General features: G+C 44.2%; 16 protein-coding genes, 1 tRNA gene and 1 rRNA gene. 14 read left to right on the top strand and 4 right to left on the bottom strand.

Annotated elements, in window-relative coordinates; genetic code table 11:
• Positions 1 to 76: 76 nt before the first annotated feature.
• From HW45_RS00550 to HW45_RS00525, 6 genes are all read left to right on the top strand, one after another.
• A tRNA-Thr gene (locus HW45_RS00550) sits at positions 77 to 152 on the top strand.
• Between the two features lie 48 nt (positions 153 to 200).
• A 5S ribosomal RNA gene (rrf, locus tag HW45_RS00545) occupies positions 201 to 316 on the top strand.
• Between the two features lie 260 nt (positions 317 to 576).
• A complete protein-coding gene (locus HW45_RS00540) occupies positions 577 to 1,134 on the top strand; it encodes an AAA family ATPase (protein ID WP_038223906.1) in 558 nt (185 codons plus the stop codon).
• A gap of 14 nt (positions 1,135 to 1,148) precedes the next feature.
• A complete protein-coding gene (locus HW45_RS00535) occupies positions 1,149 to 2,096 on the top strand; it encodes a virulence factor BrkB family protein (RefSeq protein ID WP_051867622.1) in 948 nt (315 codons plus the stop codon).
• Positions 2,068 to 2,502, top strand: coding sequence for a D-aminoacyl-tRNA deacylase (gene dtd / locus HW45_RS00530; RefSeq protein WP_038223904.1), 435 nt, complete (start codon positions 2,068 to 2,070; stop codon positions 2,500 to 2,502). Before HW45_RS00535 ends, dtd begins: the two co-directional genes overlap by 29 nt.
• A gap of 37 nt (positions 2,503 to 2,539) precedes the next feature.
• Positions 2,540 to 3,460, top strand: coding sequence for a bifunctional GNAT family N-acetyltransferase/hotdog fold thioesterase (locus HW45_RS00525; RefSeq protein WP_038223901.1), 921 nt, complete (start codon positions 2,540 to 2,542; stop codon positions 3,458 to 3,460).
• 19 nt (positions 3,461 to 3,479) lie between these two features.
• Here the strand turns inward: HW45_RS00525 and HW45_RS00520 are convergent, their stop codons facing one another.
• The 4 genes from HW45_RS00520 to hslR form a co-directional block, all read right to left on the bottom strand.
• Positions 3,480 to 5,390: an AsmA family protein gene (locus tag HW45_RS00520; RefSeq protein WP_038223900.1), complete on the bottom strand. Its 1,911-nt coding sequence runs from the start codon at positions 5,388 to 5,390 to the stop codon at positions 3,480 to 3,482.
• Between the two features lie 109 nt (positions 5,391 to 5,499).
• Positions 5,500 to 7,128 (bottom strand): phosphoenolpyruvate carboxykinase (ATP), encoded by a 1,629-nt coding sequence (gene pckA / locus HW45_RS00515; RefSeq protein ID WP_038223898.1) that lies wholly within the window; start codon positions 7,126 to 7,128, stop codon positions 5,500 to 5,502.
• 348 nt (positions 7,129 to 7,476) lie between these two features.
• Positions 7,477 to 8,352, bottom strand: a complete 876-nt coding sequence (hslO, locus tag HW45_RS00510; protein WP_038223895.1) for an Hsp33 family molecular chaperone HslO — start codon at positions 8,350 to 8,352, stop codon at positions 7,477 to 7,479.
• Positions 8,353 to 8,367: 15 nt separating this feature from the next.
• Entirely contained in the window at positions 8,368 to 8,754 is a 387-nt protein-coding gene (hslR, locus tag HW45_RS00505) for a ribosome-associated heat shock protein Hsp15 (RefSeq protein ID WP_006073354.1), read from the bottom strand.
• A gap of 291 nt (positions 8,755 to 9,045) precedes the next feature.
• Between hslR and gspC the strand changes: the two genes are divergently transcribed.
• Genes gspC through gspJ form a run of 8 tightly spaced genes read left to right on the top strand, consistent with a single transcriptional unit; the run spans position 9,046 to position 16,938 of the window.
• Positions 9,046 to 9,972, top strand: coding sequence for a type II secretion system protein GspC (gspC, locus tag HW45_RS00500; RefSeq protein ID WP_038223893.1), 927 nt, complete (start codon positions 9,046 to 9,048; stop codon positions 9,970 to 9,972).
• 31 nt (positions 9,973 to 10,003) lie between these two features.
• Positions 10,004 to 12,028: a type II secretion system secretin GspD gene (gene gspD, locus HW45_RS00495; RefSeq protein WP_038223891.1), complete on the top strand. Its 2,025-nt coding sequence runs from the start codon at positions 10,004 to 10,006 to the stop codon at positions 12,026 to 12,028.
• Between the two features lie 2 nt (positions 12,029 to 12,030).
• Positions 12,031 to 13,524 carry a type II secretion system ATPase GspE gene (gene gspE / locus HW45_RS00490; RefSeq protein ID WP_038223889.1) on the top strand — a complete coding sequence of 498 codons (1,494 nt, stop codon included), beginning with the start codon at positions 12,031 to 12,033 and terminating at the stop codon, positions 13,522 to 13,524.
• Positions 13,525 to 14,754, top strand: coding sequence for a type II secretion system inner membrane protein GspF (gene gspF / locus HW45_RS00485; protein ID WP_038223887.1), 1,230 nt, complete (start codon positions 13,525 to 13,527; stop codon positions 14,752 to 14,754). It begins immediately after the preceding gene.
• A 59-nt stretch (positions 14,755 to 14,813) separates the two neighbouring features.
• Complete coding sequence (gene gspG / locus HW45_RS00480; protein ID WP_006073367.1) at positions 14,814 to 15,257, top strand: type II secretion system major pseudopilin GspG; 444 nt, start codon at positions 14,814 to 14,816, stop codon at positions 15,255 to 15,257.
• 50 nt (positions 15,258 to 15,307) lie between these two features.
• Entirely contained in the window at positions 15,308 to 15,913 is a 606-nt protein-coding gene (gspH, locus tag HW45_RS00475) for a type II secretion system minor pseudopilin GspH (RefSeq protein ID WP_081875728.1), read from the top strand.
• Positions 15,897 to 16,253, top strand: a complete 357-nt coding sequence (gene gspI, locus HW45_RS00470) for a type II secretion system minor pseudopilin GspI (RefSeq protein WP_006073375.1) — start codon at positions 15,897 to 15,899, stop codon at positions 16,251 to 16,253. The genes gspH and gspI overlap by 17 nt, the downstream gene beginning before the upstream one ends.
• A complete protein-coding gene (gene gspJ / locus HW45_RS00465) occupies positions 16,243 to 16,938 on the top strand; it encodes a type II secretion system minor pseudopilin GspJ (RefSeq protein WP_038223883.1) in 696 nt (231 codons plus the stop codon). The genes gspI and gspJ overlap by 11 nt, the downstream gene beginning before the upstream one ends.
• The last annotated feature ends 5 nt before the right edge of the window (positions 16,939 to 16,943 follow it).

Here is a 16,943-nt window from a genome sequence, read left to right as displayed (position 1 = left end):
GACATCGCCAGGCTTTAAATTTGAAAGAGCCCGTTTGAAAAGACGGGCTTTTTTAGTCCTGAAGGGCAACCACTATGCTGATATAGCTCAGGTGGTAGAGCGCATCCTTGGTAAGGATGAGGTCCCCAGTTCGAGTCTGGGTATCAGCACCAGTATTTAGAGTCATCTTGCAGAGCAAGGTGAACCCAAGCAAGATTTTGTTTGGCGACCATAGCATTGTGGACCCACCTGATTCCATGCCGAACTCAGAAGTGAAACGCAATAGCGCCAATGGTAGTGTGGGGCTTCCCCATGTGAGAGTAGGACATCGCCAAGCTTTATTTCCACGCCTCAGCATTTGCTGGGGCGTTTTCGTATGTGTTGCTTGCAGATCGTCGCACCGTAGGATATTGCCAAGCTTTAATTCCACGTTTCCGCATTTACTTATAGTGCTTTGTTACTTATTTCCTTTCGCTACAGTTGTAGTAATGTTTGGATTTATTATTTAATTCCCTCCATCTTCTTCAAACTGCCATCTTTTATCACATCAAAACAGTGTTAGACTCGTTACTATCTTTACCTACTAGCAAGATTACGATGGAACGACATAGTCCCTTTATTATTACAGGCGGGCCAGGGTCTGGTAAGACAACACTGCTTGATGCTTTAGCCGCTCGTGATTGTAAGACGTTTGAAGAAGTACCGAGAAAGCTTATTGAAGAACAGTCGAAACTAGAAAATGGAATACTTCCTTGGAATCAATTAGCTGCTTTTGCTGAGCTATGCTTTAAGGATATGATGAATCAAAGGCAGGCAGCGTCGACAAGCGATCAACTGAGCTTTTTGGATCGTGCTATTCCGGATATATGTGCCTACTTAACCTTTGGAAACGAACCGGTTCCGCCAAGAGTAACGGAACAAGCTAAGCTAGGATATCAGCCTCTAGCTTTTACTTGCGAACCTAACACTGCGACATACGTTCAAGATGACGTTCGACCTTATCCGTTTGAAGAAGCATTAGAGATTCATCGACAATTGATAGAACAATACCAGTCTCTAGGATACCGCTGTATATCAGTGCCTTTTTTAAAACTAGAGCAACGAGTAGAGTTTGTTTTGGCCGAGTCTTATGCTCATTTGGGCCAGACAGCATAGCAAGGATTAATTAGATGCCAATCAAAAGCCCAGATGTGGTTATTAAGAGACTGTTATTTGTTGGGCAAGAAACCTTAAGTTTCTCCCGTTATTTAGCTCAAAGAATGTCTCACGATAGGATTAATGTGAATGCAGGTTATCTTGCCTATATCACTTTACTATCAATTGTCCCTCTTTTGACGGTACTGCTTTCCGTACTGTCCTCATTTCCTGTTTTTTCTAATACGGGAGAAGTGCTTCAAGACTTCATTATTCAGCACTTTGTTCCTGCTGCCGGAGATGCTGTGTACTCAGCGTTAGTCGAGTTTGTATCAAATACCGGTAAAATGACGGCAATAGGTAGTGCTTTCTTATTTATCGCGGCACTCATGTTGATTTCTAATATTGATAAGAATCTCAACTATATTTGGCGTGTTAGAGTTAAACGCCGCATGGTTTTTTCATTTTCCATGTACTGGATGATATTGACGCTTGGGCCAATTTTAATAGGCGCAAGTATAGTTGGTACTTCCTATGTGACCTCTTTGAAAGCTTTAGAACATAATGTGGTCAGCGGTGCTTTTAGTCTCTTTATCGCATGGTTACCAGCAATAATGGCGTTCTTTGCGTTTATCGGGCTGTACATGTTAGTTCCAAACAAAAAAGTACACTTCAGTCATGCTGTCGTTGGCTCAATAGTCGCTACCTTATTGTTTGAAATAAGCAAAAAGGGGTTTGCTTATTACATCACGCAGTTTCCGTCATATCAGCTTATCTATGGTGCTTTAGCGGCGATACCAATCTTATTCCTGTGGATCTATTTGTGTTGGTTTATTGTACTTATCGGTGCGGAGTTCACGGCTGCGATGGGGGAGAAAGAACACTGGCTACCCGATTCGGGCATGTTACAATCTGAAGCTGTGACTGAAATGCGTGATAACAAGGAAACCATAAGTGATAGCACTAATTCAAAGAGTGAGTGAATCGGCGGTAAAAGTAGAAGGCGAAGTCGTCGGAGAGATCGGTAAAGGTTTATTAGTGCTACTTGGTGTAGAAAAAGACGACGATGAAGCGAAAGCAAAACGTTTGGTCGAGCGAGTCACGACATACCGTGTTTTTGAAGACGAAGACGGAAAAATGAATCTCAACGTCAAACAAGTCGGTGGTAGTGTTTTAGTCGTATCGCAGTTTACCTTACCTGCGGATACTAAGAAGGGAACAAGAGCTGGGTTTTCGCGAGGGGCTCATCCCACTGATGCAGAGCGTCTGTATGATTACTTTTCAGATCATTGTTCTGAAGTTTTACCGACTGAACGTGGCCGTTTTGCTGCTGATATGAAAGTGTCATTAGTCAATGATGGGCCTGTTACCTTCTGGCTACAAGTATAATCGAGTAGAGCATTAGTTTGCATGCGAAAGGATATCTATGTTTAAGCTTATTACTCCTAAAACTGTCAACCAGTTAGCTAAATACTACCAATTTAGATGGCAGATGCTAAGAGAGCCGTGGCGACTACCAGTCGGTTCTGAACGTGATGAATACGATGAAATGAGTCATCACCGTATGATAGTGGATGGTCGAGGAAGACCTATGGCTATCGGACGTTTATACATTACGCCTGATAACGAAGGCCAAATTCGTTATATGGCGGTAAAAAGCAATCGCCGTGATAAAGGGATGGGCTCTCTTGTTTTAGTAGCATTGGAATCATTTGCACGTCAAGAAGGGGTGAAGCGCCTAGTTTGTAATGCCCGTGAAGATGCAATTTCATTCTACGAGAAAAATGGATTCACTAGCCAAGGTGAACTTAATGATCAGAAAGGTCCTGTTCGTCACCTACAAATGGTTAAACAGCTTGACCCTTTGGCTAAAGTATTAAGAAGACCTGAATGGTGTGCTGAGCTGCAAGAGCGTTGGGAGCAACAGATACCAATCAGTGACAAAATGGGTATTAAGATTAACCAATATACCGGTTACCGCTTTGAATGTGGCGCCCAACTAAATCCTAACCTCAATCCACACAATACAATGTTTGCCGGTTCTGCCTTTACTCTTGCGACATTAACAGGATGGGGGATGACATGGCTCTTGATGCGTGAGCGAGGTTTACATGCTGATATCGTGTTGGCAGACAGTAGCATTCGTTATCGTCATCCCGTAGAAATGAGTCCAGTATCGGTGACTTCTCTTGATGGTATCAGTGGCGACTTAGACCGATTGGCAACTGGCAGAAAGGCACGCATCATCATCAATGTTACGATCTACAGTGGAGATGTGCCTGCCGTCGAGTTTGTTGGTACTTATATGCTGCTACCAAACTATAAAGACACGCTACTTTCCACATAGTAATCTTAATCGCAGCAGGTTATGGTTGAACCTGCTGCTTTTTTTGATCTGCACATTCCACTTCTTCAAGCCCGATGTGACCAGTCAACAACTCGACATGATATTGAGAGCGGCACTCGGAGTGCAATGTTAATCGAAGTGAACGTAGTGGATCCTTTCTTAGGTCGATAGTGCTTTTTGCTTTCCCATTCCACTCTTGGCTCGAGACCTCGAATGCTGCAAGGGTCAGCTGCCCTCTATCTGCACTTAACTTAAATGGCGATAGAGAAACATTATAAGTATCAGTTTCTTCAGTTGTCATTTGAGTGTTGTAGAAATTGGCTTCAAGAGAGCCCGATAAAGTGTGCTGTAACGATAACTTGTCTGCCGTAAGAGCATTTACTGACAGCGCCACATCGGCTAAGCCGGAAATTTGTATTTGTTTACTGTCAGTTAAGTAATTGAGTAGCTCGACAGGGGCTGAATATGCTTCAGCATCAATTCGTAAAGGCTGACTTGGCGCAGCAAAGTCAAGTTCTGCTGAGGCGCTGATGTATCCTTTGTCATAAGGGATAAACAGCCGGTTGAGTTGCCACTTTCCATCAGTGCTTTTGGTTTCAATGGCCACTTGGTTGGCGATTGTTTTATCGATACTAGCGCTATTGGCTGACGCAATAGCGCTTCCCTGCCAAAAGCCCCAACGATAATCTTTTTTGATAAGTAGATCTTCAGCTTGTAGGTTTAGACCTGTGACTTGCCAATAAGGCTTTCGAGCAAGTTGAATCCATTGACTACGGTTGATATTCAGCGAGTCGATAGAGAGCTGTTTAAGATCGCTGAGATGCAAGTGAGTAAACAGATCCGTTAAAGAGTTATTTTGTTGTTCTTGGTAATACTTGATGCCATCTAAATCGACTTTGTTCAATGCTATTGAATTTGGAGTTAACGTACCTGCTATTTGAATCCGACCTTGTTCAAGGTTGGTATCGAGATCTTTGATGTCGAGTTTATCTGGTGAAAAGCTGAGTTCTAGAGTCGGCTCAATGAAATCAAACTGTTGCCATTGAAGCTTGTCAGCATCGAGCGAGAGATACGCTTGACTTTGTGTCCATATCGAGCGAGTGAGGTCGATGTTTTCTAACGACGCACTAACGTTTTCTGCATGCGCTCCCTGGTAGGTAATATCAGAGTTTAAAAGATCCAAACTGTTAATATGGCCAATCACAGAAGTGAGTGAACTTAACGGTCCTTGGCTGAGTTCTGACAAATCAAATTTTAGCTTATTGATAGTGGTGTTGACTAAAGACCAATGACCATTCTCAATCTGCGCTTGAGTGGTAACTTGCGCCTCTTTCCACGTGAATGAGGCACCGTAGATTTTCGTGTTGTCGCCAGCAAGGGAACCATCAAGGAGAAGCTCATCAATAGCTTCACCTTGATAGTAGACCTGGGAAGCACGAACTTGAAAGTCTGCTCTAGTACTTTCGATTGATGTACCTACCTCTAGGTTTCTTAGTTGGAGCTGCAGATCATTGATGATCACGTCGTGTCCAGAATAATCCACATGATCGAGAGCGATGTTGTTGATCTGGTAATCAGCTAATGCATCTAGGCCCAGCGTAAGGTTTGATAGATTGGCACCACTAACATACAACTCGTTAATGTGTAGCCACTTAGAAGTCGACGTTGGCAGTGAAAACCACACAGATAGCTTGTTGACACTAATGGAATCGTGTTCAGCTTTTGAAAAGTTGGCATTCGAAAAATCGATTCTATTAGGATAGTGATAACTTATCGCCTCACTATCCACTTTTATGTTCAGTGCTTGCTGCAGAGCATAAGTGATAATTGGTTTGGCATACTGTGTATGCAAGACACCAAAAACGATCAAAACTGAAAGTAAGCCAAGTGCAAGCAATGCTATCCAAAGCGCAATTATCTTTCTTATCACGAAGTTATTTTCCTACCTTCCAACATAAACAATAATTTAGCGTGAAAAACACGAAAAAGCCCCTCAAAAAGAGGGGCTAGAGTTAAAAAATTGAACGTTTATCTAACAATTAGTCCAATTGAGGGCCTGCGGCTACCAATGATTTACCTTCTGCATTATCAGTATACTTGTCGAAGTTATTGATAAAGCGTTTCGCTAGATCTTCGGCTTTGCTCTCCCATTGTAGTGGATCTACATAAGTGTCTCTTGGGTCCAAGATGGTTGGGTCAACGCCTGGAAGCGAAGTCGGTACCTCTAGATTGAACACAGGAATACTCTTCGTTTCTGCTTGTTCAATAGAGCCATCTAGAATCGCATCAATGATACCGCGTGTATCTTGAATCGAGATACGTTTACCACTGCCATTCCAACCAGTATTCACAAGGTAAGCTTCCGCGCCTGCTGCTTCCATGCGCTTCACTAGAACCTCTGCGTACTTAGTTGGGTGTAGTGTTAGGAATGCTGCCCCGAAACATGCTGAGAATGTTGGTGTTGGCTCTGTAATGCCACGTTCAGTACCCGCTAACTTCGCTGTAAAGCCTGAAAGGAAATGGTACTTAGTTTGCTCAGGTGTCAATTTAGAAACTGGTGGAAGTACACCGAACGCATCTGCTGACAAGAAGATGACTTTGTTCGCATGACCACCTTTCGATACTGGCTTCACGATATTTTCGATATGGTGAAGTGGGTACGAGACACGAGTGTTCTCTGTCTTCGAACCATCATCAAAGTCGATAGAACCATCGTTGCGAACAGTAACATTCTCTAGTAGTGCATCTCGACGAATCGCGTTGTAGATGTCTGGCTCAGCTTCTTTCGAAAGGTTGATTGTTTTCGCATAACAACCACCTTCGTAGTTGAATATACCGTCATCATCCCAACCGTGCTCATCGTCACCGATCAGTGCGCGTTTTGGATCGGTTGATAGCGTTGTTTTTCCCGTACCTGATAGGCCAAAGAAGACAGCCACATCACCTTCTTCGCCCATATTCGCAGAACAGTGCATGGATGCGATATCTTTTAGAGGAAGGAAGTAGTTCATCATAGCGAACATACCTTTCTTCATTTCACCGCCGTACCAAGTACCGCCGATAAGCTGCATTCTTTCCGTGAGGTTGAATACAGTGAAGTTTTCAGAGTTGAGTCCTTGTTCTTCCCATTTTTGGTTAGTGCACTTAGCACCGTTCATGACAACGAAGTCTGGCTCAAACGTAGCGAGCTCTTCTTCTGTTGGACGGATGAACATGTTCTTAACGAAGTGAGCCTGCCAAGCCACTTCGGTGATAATACGAATGCAGAGTCGAGTGTCTGGGTTCGCACCGCAATATCCGTCAATGACGAATAAGCGTTTGTTAGAAAGTTGACCTGTAACGAGTAGTTTGAGGTCATCCCATGCCTCTTTAGACATAGGTTTGTTGTCATTTTTAACTTTATCGGATGTCCACCACATGGTGTCGCGAGTGGTGTCATCATTAACGATAAATTTGTCTTTTGGTGAGCGACCAGTAAAGATACCCGTATCTACAGCGACGGCGCCAAGTTCAGTGACTACGCCTTTCTCGTAGCCCTCTAGACCTTCGCGAGTTTCCTCTTCAAATAACTGTTCGTAGCTTGGGTTGCGTACAATATCAGTTACGCCAGTGATTCCGTACTTGGTAAGATCGATTTGTGCAGCCTTATTAATGTCCATAACGGTCATAGGTGCTCCTTATTGGATTTTTGTAGGGATTTTAAAATTTTTTTGTAATTCGTTATTTATTATTTGTTTTTTATTTTGAACTCCATGCTAGCAACAGAGACCCGAGAAAACAGGGATATAGTTCAAAAATTATTCATCAGTTATTGATGGTTTTAAGTGTTTTGTCACATATTGAAATTAGGCTAATTCTCCCCAAAGCAAACCTTTGCGTTAGATCAAATGTAACACATGATTTACGTCTTTTGTTAGTGCATTTGCATTAATAATTTGCGTATTTGTTAAATAAAACGAACAAAAAAAGCCAGATCACATCTGATCTGGCTTTTATTCATTTTTACACTCTAAAAATTAGTGTACGGTTTTGTTATCCGATTGGGCATCTGCGTAAAGTGCTTTGATCTCTGGCTCGTCAAAAGCGTAGGTTGAACCGCAGTAATCACAGTGCAGGGCAACTTCGCCATCTTGAGCCAAAATGTCAAAAATTTCTTCCTGAGCGACAGTGACGATAGCTGCGCCACTACGCTCACGTGAACAACCGCAGAAAAATTCCACTTCTTTTGGTTCGAATAGCTGTACTTTATCTTGGTTATATAGACGGTAGAGCAACTCATTGGCTTCTAAACCAAATAACTCTTCATCTTTTACAGTATTCGTTAGCTGCTCTAGATGCTCGAAATCTTCTGGAGAACCGGTACCATCAGGCATAACCTGAAGCAGCATACCTGCCGCATGTTTGTGACCATCTACTTCACCAGTACGGATCCATAAACGAGTCTTCAACTGTTCAGAACGCTCGAAATAGCCCTCTAGCACTTCTGACAAATTGTCACCTTCCAATCCGACAACGCCTTGATAGCGTTCACCTTGATCTGGAGTAATGGTGATAACTAGGTAGCCTTTACCTATCATGTCGTGGATTGAAGCATCATCAGCAATATCGCCTTCCCAGCGAGCAACACCACGTAGTTTTTGGTTGTGGTCTCCATTAATCACCGCTAAGGAAACTGGGCCATCACCCTGCAACTGCATGGTAATTGAACCTTCGAACTTCAACGTAGCAGTTAGTAGACTTGTCGCAACAAGCAACTCACCTAGAAGAGTTTGCAGTGGAGCTGGGTATTCTTTGCTGGATAGTATCTCCTGATAGGCGCTATCCAATTGCACGAGCTCTCCGCGCACTGATAGCTCTTCAAAGAGGTAGCGATTTAATGTGTTGTTAGCCATTTAGGAAACTCCAGCTTATTGATGTTTAAACTTAATAATGTCGCGACGCTGTTTTTTGTCAGGTCGACGCTCAGGGCTTGGGTTGTGAGCATTCAGTTTTCTGCGCAACGCGTTATCTTCTCGTTTGGCAATACTCTCTGATGTTTCGGAGTAGAGAGTTTGGGCTTCCGGTGCACCTCTGCGTTGATCTGAAATACGCTCAATAGTCACTGTCTTTTCTTCATTGCCTTGTCTGAGGGCGATGACAGCACCTAATTCTACAATTTTACTTGGTTTAGAACGTTGTCCATTATAGTGGACTTTGCCACCATCGACCATGTTGCGAGCAATGCTTCTTGTCTTGTAGAAGCGGGCGGCCCACAGCCATTTGTCGAGGCGAACGGCTTTTTCTTCGGAACTCATGCTGAATCCTGCTATCTAACTCAATACCAGTGCTCTTGTGTTCAATAACCTGACAGTTTTAAGTAATTACTGACAAATTGAGGAGAGCTGCTGATAGGTTTATCATGCTAATATTCCTCTAAATGGAGTTTAGATCTAATTATTTCAACCCCATTCTGCGGATTGCACTACAGTCATAATAGATATGCTATAGTCAGATGATTAACCATACAAAAAACGATTGCTGATAATTTAGCAATAACAATTAATTACACAGTCAGTAAATGTTTAGTAGGGCAGGAAGTTAGGAGAGTGAAAGGAATATCCATATCGGCTGCGAGTATCAACACCGCTTCTATATCTTCATTTTTTCGTCGTTGTCTGCAGTATCAATCTCAAATTAGCCTAACGCTTACTCTAATCATGTTAGCGGTGTCCGCATGGATTGCCGGCGTTTTACTGTGGCAATTATTTCCTCAAACTCATTCTGTCAGTCAATGGGTTGCGCCCGTTGCTGTTAATAACCAAGCGCAAACTCAATCTAATAATTTACACTCTTCCGATATCAACAAAGCCAATATCTTTGGACAGTACAATCGCGAGCAAAAAGTAGTGCAGGCGCCAGTGGTGACTGATGCACCTAAAACACGGCTGAATGTGGTTTTAGTAGGCTCGGTAGTAAGCAGTAATCCTAACTTGAGTCTTGCGGTGGTTGCCAATCGTGGCAAGCAAGGTACGTATGGGATTGGAGAACAGATTGAAGGCACGCGAGCGACGGTGAGCGCCGTGATGATTGACCGAATCATTATTTCCAACTCCGGACGTGATGAGACGGTGATGTTAGAAGGCTTAGAATACAAAAAACTTGAGTTGAAGACGGCACCACAAGTCGCTGCCTCCAATATTGCGGGAAATAATCCTATTAATTCAGAAGAAAAGCTGACAGCAATTCGCAGAACGATCACTCAAGATCCACAACAGATTTTTCAGTATGTCCGACTTTCCCAAGTGAAAAGAGATGGTCAGGTAAAAGGTTACCGAGTCAGTCCTGGACGAGATCCAGAGTTGTTTAACGCCGTAGGACTTCAAAATGGTGATATTGCCGTAGCGCTTAATGGTGCCGATCTCACTGACCCTGCTGCGATGGGGAAAATTTATCAGTCTATTTCCGAGCTTACCGAACTCAATTTAACGGTAGAGCGTGACGGGCAACAACATGACATATTCATTCAGTTTTAGTTATGCGTAAGGCATTACAAGGGAGCAACAAGTGAAAAGTTGGCTTAAAACAAGTACCTGGTTATTGATGGGGAGCCTGATGGCTACGCCAGCGGTATCAGCCAATGAATTCAGTGCCAGTTTCAAAGGAACTGACCTACATGAGTTTATCAATATCGTTGGACGCAACCTCGATAAAACTATCATTGTTGATCCGTCAGTGCGCGGTAAAGTCGATGTGCGTAGCTATGATGTTTTAAATGAAGAGCAATATTACAGCTTTTTTCTTAATGTCTTAGAAGTCTATGGTTTCGCGGTCGTAGAGATGGACAATGGCATTTTGAAGGTTATCAAAGCAAAAGATGCCAAGACCTCGGCGATTCCTGTAGTTGGTGATTCCGATAACATCACTGGAGACAGTGTCGTGACACGTGTGGTCGCGGTGAAGAATGTTTCGGTAAGAGAGCTTTCTCCTTTGTTGCGCCAACTAAATGATAATGCTGGTGCAGGTAATGTGGTTCATTATGACCCTGCGAACATCATTCTTATTACCGGTCGTGCCGCAGTTGTTAATCGTCTAGCAGATATTATTCGCCGTGTAGACCAAGCAGGCGATAAAGAAGTTGAAGTGGTTGAATTAAAGAACGCTTCGGCCGCTGAAATGGTTCGTATTGTTGATGCTTTAAATAAGACGACGGACGCTAAAAATACCCCAGCACTCTTACAACCTAAGCTGGTGGCGGATGAACGAACTAACTCTATCCTGATTTCTGGTGACCCTAAAGTTCGTGAGCGTCTACGTCGTTTGATTAATCAACTTGATGTTGAGATGGCAACCAAAGGCAACAACCGAGTTCAGTATCTTAAATATGCCAAAGCTGAAGAACTTGTGGATGTCCTAAAAGGGGTGTCTGATAACCTTCAGAAAGAGAAGCAGTCTGGCTCTACCTCAGGCAGTGGAGCAAACCGCTCTGAAGTGATGATCAGTGCGCACCCTGATACCAACGCGCTTGTGATTACTGCTCCGCCAGACATTATGAAAGCCCTGCTTGAGATCATTAAGCAGCTAGACATTCGTCGTGCGCAGGTTCTAATTGAAGCGCTGATTGTTGAGCTTGCCGACGTTGATGGCGCTAACCTTGGCGTGCAATGGGGTAATGCCTCGGCGGGTAGTGTGGTTCAGTTTTCCAATACGGGAGCTTCTATCGGCAATGTTATGGTTGGTATGGAAGAAGCCAAAGACAAGACCACAACAGAAACTCGTTATAGAGCGGATGGAACGCCGTACAACGTTGAAACCAAAACCACAGGTGACTATACCAAGCTTGCTAGCGCACTCAGCGGTGTCCAAGGTGCTGCTGTGGGTATTGCTCTTGGCGATTGGACTGCTCTTATTACAGCAGTTTCCAGTACCTCCAACTCAAACATTCTGTCTTCTCCTAGCATTACTGTTATGGATAACGGCGAAGCGTCGTTTATCGTTGGTGAAGAAGTGCCAGTATTGACCGGTTCGACAGCTGGCTCAAACAACAGCAATCCATTCCAAACGGTTGACCGTAAAGAAGTAGGTATCAAGCTTAAAGTCGTCCCACAGATCAACGAAGGTAACTCGGTTCAGCTTAATATTGAGCAAGAAGTTTCCAATGTTCTTGGTGCTAATGGTGCGGTAGATGTGCGTTTTGCTAAGCGTCAGCTTAACACTTCGGTGATGATCCAAGATGGTCAGATGCTGGTATTGGGTGGTTTGATTGATGAACGTGCCGCTGAAAGTGAGTCGAAAGTTCCTTTCCTCGGAGATATCCCATATCTGGGTCGTTTGTTCACTTCCACCAGTACAACGGTTGAGAAAAAGAACCTCATGGTCTTCATTAAGCCGACGATTATCCGTGATGGCATGACGTCTGATGGTATCACTCAGCGTAAATATAACTACATTCGTGCAGAGCAGTTATTCAAGGCGGATAAAGGCTTGAAGCTGATGGATGACGGCTACATTCCAGTATTACCTGAGTTCAATAATACCACGCGCTACCCATCTGAAATTCAAGCATTCTTTGATCAGGTAGAAGCGAAGTAATTATGGACACTATCCAACAGCGCCCTTTGGTGACTCGCCTGCCGTTTAGCTTTGCTAATCGCTTTAAGGTAGTGTTCGAGTCTCTAGAGTCAGACGCCGTGCTCTACTATGTAGAGCCGCTGGCGTTGAATGCATTGCAAGAAGTTAAGCGAGTGTTTCGTCAGCCTTTTTCCTTACATGCTCTTTCTTCTGAGGAGTTTGATTCAAAGCTTACTCAAGCTTATCAGCGCGACTCGTCTGAGGCTCGTCAATTAATGGAAGATATTGGTGCTGACAGTGATGACTTTTTCTCTTTAGCAGAGGAGTTGCCACAAGATGAAGATTTGTTGGAGTCGGATGACGATGCGCCGATAATCAAGCTAATCAACGCCATGCTTGGCGAGGCCATCAAAGAAGGCGCCTCGGATATTCATATTGAAACCTTTGAAAAAGTACTGTCGATTCGATTTCGTATTGATGGGGTACTGCGTGATGTGTTGGCGCCAAGTCGTAAGTTGGCACCGCTGTTGGTATCACGTGTCAAAGTTATGGCTAAGCTGGATATTGCGGAGAAGCGAGTTCCCCAAGATGGCCGTATTTCATTGCGTATTGGTGGTAGAGCGGTAGACGTTCGTGTCTCTACGATGCCATCGTCACATGGTGAGCGAGTAGTGATGCGTCTACTAGATAAAAACGCGACGCGGCTAGATTTGCATAGTTTAGGTATGACAGCAGCCAACCATGAAAACTTTAGACACCTGATTAAGAGGCCACATGGCATTATTTTGGTGACCGGTCCAACTGGTTCTGGTAAATCCACGACTCTGTATGCAGGTCTGCAAGAGATCAATAGTAATGAGCGCAACATACTGACCGTTGAAGATCCTATTGAATTTGATATTGATGGTATCGGTCAGACGCAGGTTAACCCCAAAGTAGACATGACCTTTGCTCGAGGTTTACGTGCCATTCTACGTCAAGACCCCGACGTGGTGATGGTGGGTGAGATTCGAGATCTTGAAACGGCCCAAATTGCTGTTCAAGCCTCATTAACTGGTCACTTGGTGATGTCGACACTGCACACTAATACGGCTGTTGGTGCGATTACGCGAATGCGTGATATGGGCATTGAACCGTTTCTGATTTCCTCTTCTCTACTCGGCGTTCTAGCGCAGCGCTTGGTCCGTACCTTATGTAATGACTGTAAAGCACCTTATGCAGCGGATGGCGCTACTAAGCAGCTATTCGGGCTGGCCGAGCATGAAGAGCTGGTACTACATAAAGCTGTCGGCTGTGAGAAGTGTAACCACAAAGGTTATCGTGGACGTACTGGTATCCACGAACTCTTGATGGTTGATGAAACAGTACAGACCCTTATTCATGATGAAGCGGGCGAGCAGGCGATTGAAAAAGCAGTACGCTCACATACTCCGAGTATACGAGATGACGGTTTCCATAAAGTGAAGCATGGGATTACCTCTCTTGAAGAAGTCATGCGTGTGACCAAGGAAGCGTAAGTGGCAGCGTTTGAATATAAGGCTCTGAATGCCAAAGGAAAGCAAGTAAAAGGGTTAGTTGAGGGAGATAATGCTCGCCAAGCTCGCTTACGCCTGAAAGAGCAAGGCATGATTCCTATCGATATTGTCGAAGCGAAAGGTAAGTCGAGCAAAAGTGCCAATGGTGAAACGTCAAAACCAGCCTTTAAGCGTGGTATCAGTACGCCTGATTTAGCGCTTATTACACGTCAGTTATCGACGCTAGTTCAATCGGGCATGCCGTTAGAAGAGTGTTTAAAAGCCGTATCAGAGCAATCAGAGAAGCCACGAATTCGCAGTATGCTTGCTGCAATACGCTCTAAAGTCACCGAAGGTTATACCTTGTCAGACAGTTTGGCGGAGTATCCGCATATCTTTGATGAGCTATTTCGTTCCATGGTTGCGGCTGGCGAAAAGTCGGGCCATCTAGACTCTATCCTTGAACGTTTAGCTGATTACGCTGAGAACCGTCAAAAACTTCGTTCCAAACTACAACAAGCAATGATCTACCCAGTGGTGCTGGTGGTGTTTGCCGTTGCCATTGTGGCGTTCCTTCTAGCAGCCGTGGTACCCAAAATCGTCGGTCAATTTGTCCAAATGGGACAAGAGTTGCCTAAATCGACTCAATTCTTGCTTTCTTCCAGTGACTTTGTGCAGCAATGGGGCATTGTCGTTGTCGCGGTATTTCTGGTGTTGTTTTACCTATTCAAAGCTGCATTGAAAAGACCAGCAATACGAATGAGTTGGGATACCAAGGTGCTTAATCTTCCGTTGATTGGCAAAATAGCACGTGGTCTTAATACCTCTCGCTTTGCTAGAACATTGGCAATCTGTACCTCGAGCGCAATTCCAATTCTTGAAGGCATGAAGGTGTCAGTGGATGTGATGACCAATCATTTTGCTAAGAAGCAGGTTTCTAATGCCGCCGACAATGTACGCGAAGGTGCAAGTCTTCGTAAAGCACTGGAACAAACCAAACTGTTCCCTCCAATGATGCTGCATATGATTGCTAGTGGTGAGCAAAGTGGTGAGCTCGAAAGCATGTTAACGCGTGCCGCTGATAACCAAGATCAGAACTTTGAATCGACCATAAATATTGCTTTGGGAATTTTTACTCCCGCTTTAATCGCACTGATGGCTGGCTTGGTACTATTTATCGTAATGGCGACATTGATGCCAATTTTAGAAATGAACAATTTAATGTCTGGATAATCTAATCAGATAATGAAATCACAACCCTCTGTCTAGAGGCGTTTTCTTTGGAGTGAGAAATGAGAAAAACAAACAGAAAACAGGCTGGCTTTACGTTACTCGAAGTAATGGTGGTTGTTGTTATCTTAGGTATTTTGGCAAGCTTTGTTGTTCCTAATCTACTAGGCAACAAAGAGAAAGCGGATCAGCAAAAAGCCATTACCGATATTGTCGCGTTAGAAAATGCGCTTGATATGTACAAGTTAGACAACAGCGTTTATCCAACTACGGATCAAGGTCTGGAAGCGCTAGTGACTAAGCCGGGTAACCCTGAGCCGCGTAACTACCGTGATGGTGGTTATATTCGTCGTTTACCCAATGACCCGTGGGGCAATGACTATCAATATTTGAGCCCTGGTGACAAAGGCACTATCGACATATTTACGTTAGGTGCTGATGGTCAAGAGGGTGGTGAAGGCGCAGCAGCCGATATTGGCAACTGGAATATTCAAGACTTTCAGTAATCGGTAATCAGTAGGGCGAGTATTCGCCCTACCTTTTTCAGTGGTATGTCATGCGTTCTCTCATGCGACAACATCATCAAGGTTTCACTTTACTGGAAGTGCTCCTAGTATTGGTGCTGCTATCCATCAGTGCCGTCGCAGTCATTTCGACCCTACCTCAGCCGCAAGACGAGCAAGTGAAACAACAAGCTCAGCGCTTATTCCAAAGGCTTCAGCTCTTCAATGAAGAGGCCATGTTAGCTGGAAAGGACTTTGGAATACGAGTTGATGAAGATAAAAAGCAGTATGTGTTTCTGGAGCTCCAAGCTGACGGTTGGCAAAGAGTGTCATTGAATCAGATTCCTGAAGAAACCACGTTGCCGGAAGAGATGACTGTCAAACTCGATTTAAGCAATGGTGTCTGGGGCAATGATGATCGATTGTTTGAACCTGGTACTTTGTTTGATGAAGATATGTTTGCTGACATCGAGAAAAAGAAAAAAGCAGAAAAACCGCCGCAAGTTTTTATTCTTTCCAGTGGAGAGATTACGCCGGGAACCTTTGTTTTAGCGCCTGTAAACCGAGCGCTTAAAGCGCAGTCTTGGTATGTACAAATCCAAGATAATGGTTCGTTGCAGCTAATGGACGACAAGGATTGGAATGAAAACAAACGCTAGAGGGATGACCCTACTTGAGGTGTTGATTGCCCTTGCTATCTTTGCAACGGCGGCCATTGCGATCATTCGTTCAGTGAGTCAGCACATCAATACCTTAAACTATCTAGAAGACAAAGCTTTTGCCGCAATGGTGGTGGATAATCAAATGGCCAAAGTTATGCTGGATACGTCTGCGCTTAAAGCCCAAAAAGGGAGCGAGAAATTGGCGGGACGCGAGTGGTTTTGGAGCGTCACTCCCGTAAAAACATCTGATAATTTACTTAAAGCCGTTGATGTGAGTGTGGCACTAGATAAAAAAGCCAGTCCCATTGTGACGGTGAGGAGCTACGTTGATAGGTAAGCGTTCTCAAGGCTTTACACTGATTGAAGTATTAGTGGCTATCGCCATCTTCGCAAGTCTCAGTGTTGCTGCTTATCAAGTGGTTAACCAAGTTCAGCGAAGTAACGAACTCTCGCAGGAACGCAGTGCTCGTTTGCAAGAAATCCAGCGAGGATTTGTCTATCTGGATAGTGACTTTAGGCAAATGGCACTTAGGCAGTTTAGACACGAGGGAGAGGCGCCGTTAAATCGATTGATCTTGTGGCAGCAAAACTTATTGGAGTCTGAAGGAAAAGGGTTACTTTTTACTCGTCTAGGTTGGCTCAATCCGCAAAATCAATTTCCGCGAGGTGAAGTAGCGAAAATTGGCTATCGACTAAAACAGGACAAACTAGAAAGAGTATGGTGGCGCTACCCTGACACGGCTGTGGGCGAGCCTCCTGTGGTGCTCCCTATCTTTAGCGGTGTAGAAGACTTTGACATGCGTTTTTACAATGGAGAAGCGTGGCTTAAAGAGTGGCAAGCAGACTTGTCACTGCCATTAGCTGTGGAGATTAAGCTTACCTTCGAAGATTATGGCGAGATAACCAGGATTTACCTGACTCCGGCAGGCACCATCAACGCATCATCGGCACCTAATAATGGTGATGGGAATCAAGATGGTAGTGGGAATCAAGGTGGTAATAACCAAGGAGGCAACTCGTGAAGAGA

The sequence above is a fragment of the Vibrio sp. ER1A genome (assembly GCF_000733315.1).
Taxonomy (GTDB): domain Bacteria; phylum Pseudomonadota; class Gammaproteobacteria; order Enterobacterales; family Vibrionaceae; genus Vibrio; species Vibrio mediterranei.
This window is presented reverse-complemented; position numbering and strand designations above follow the sequence as displayed.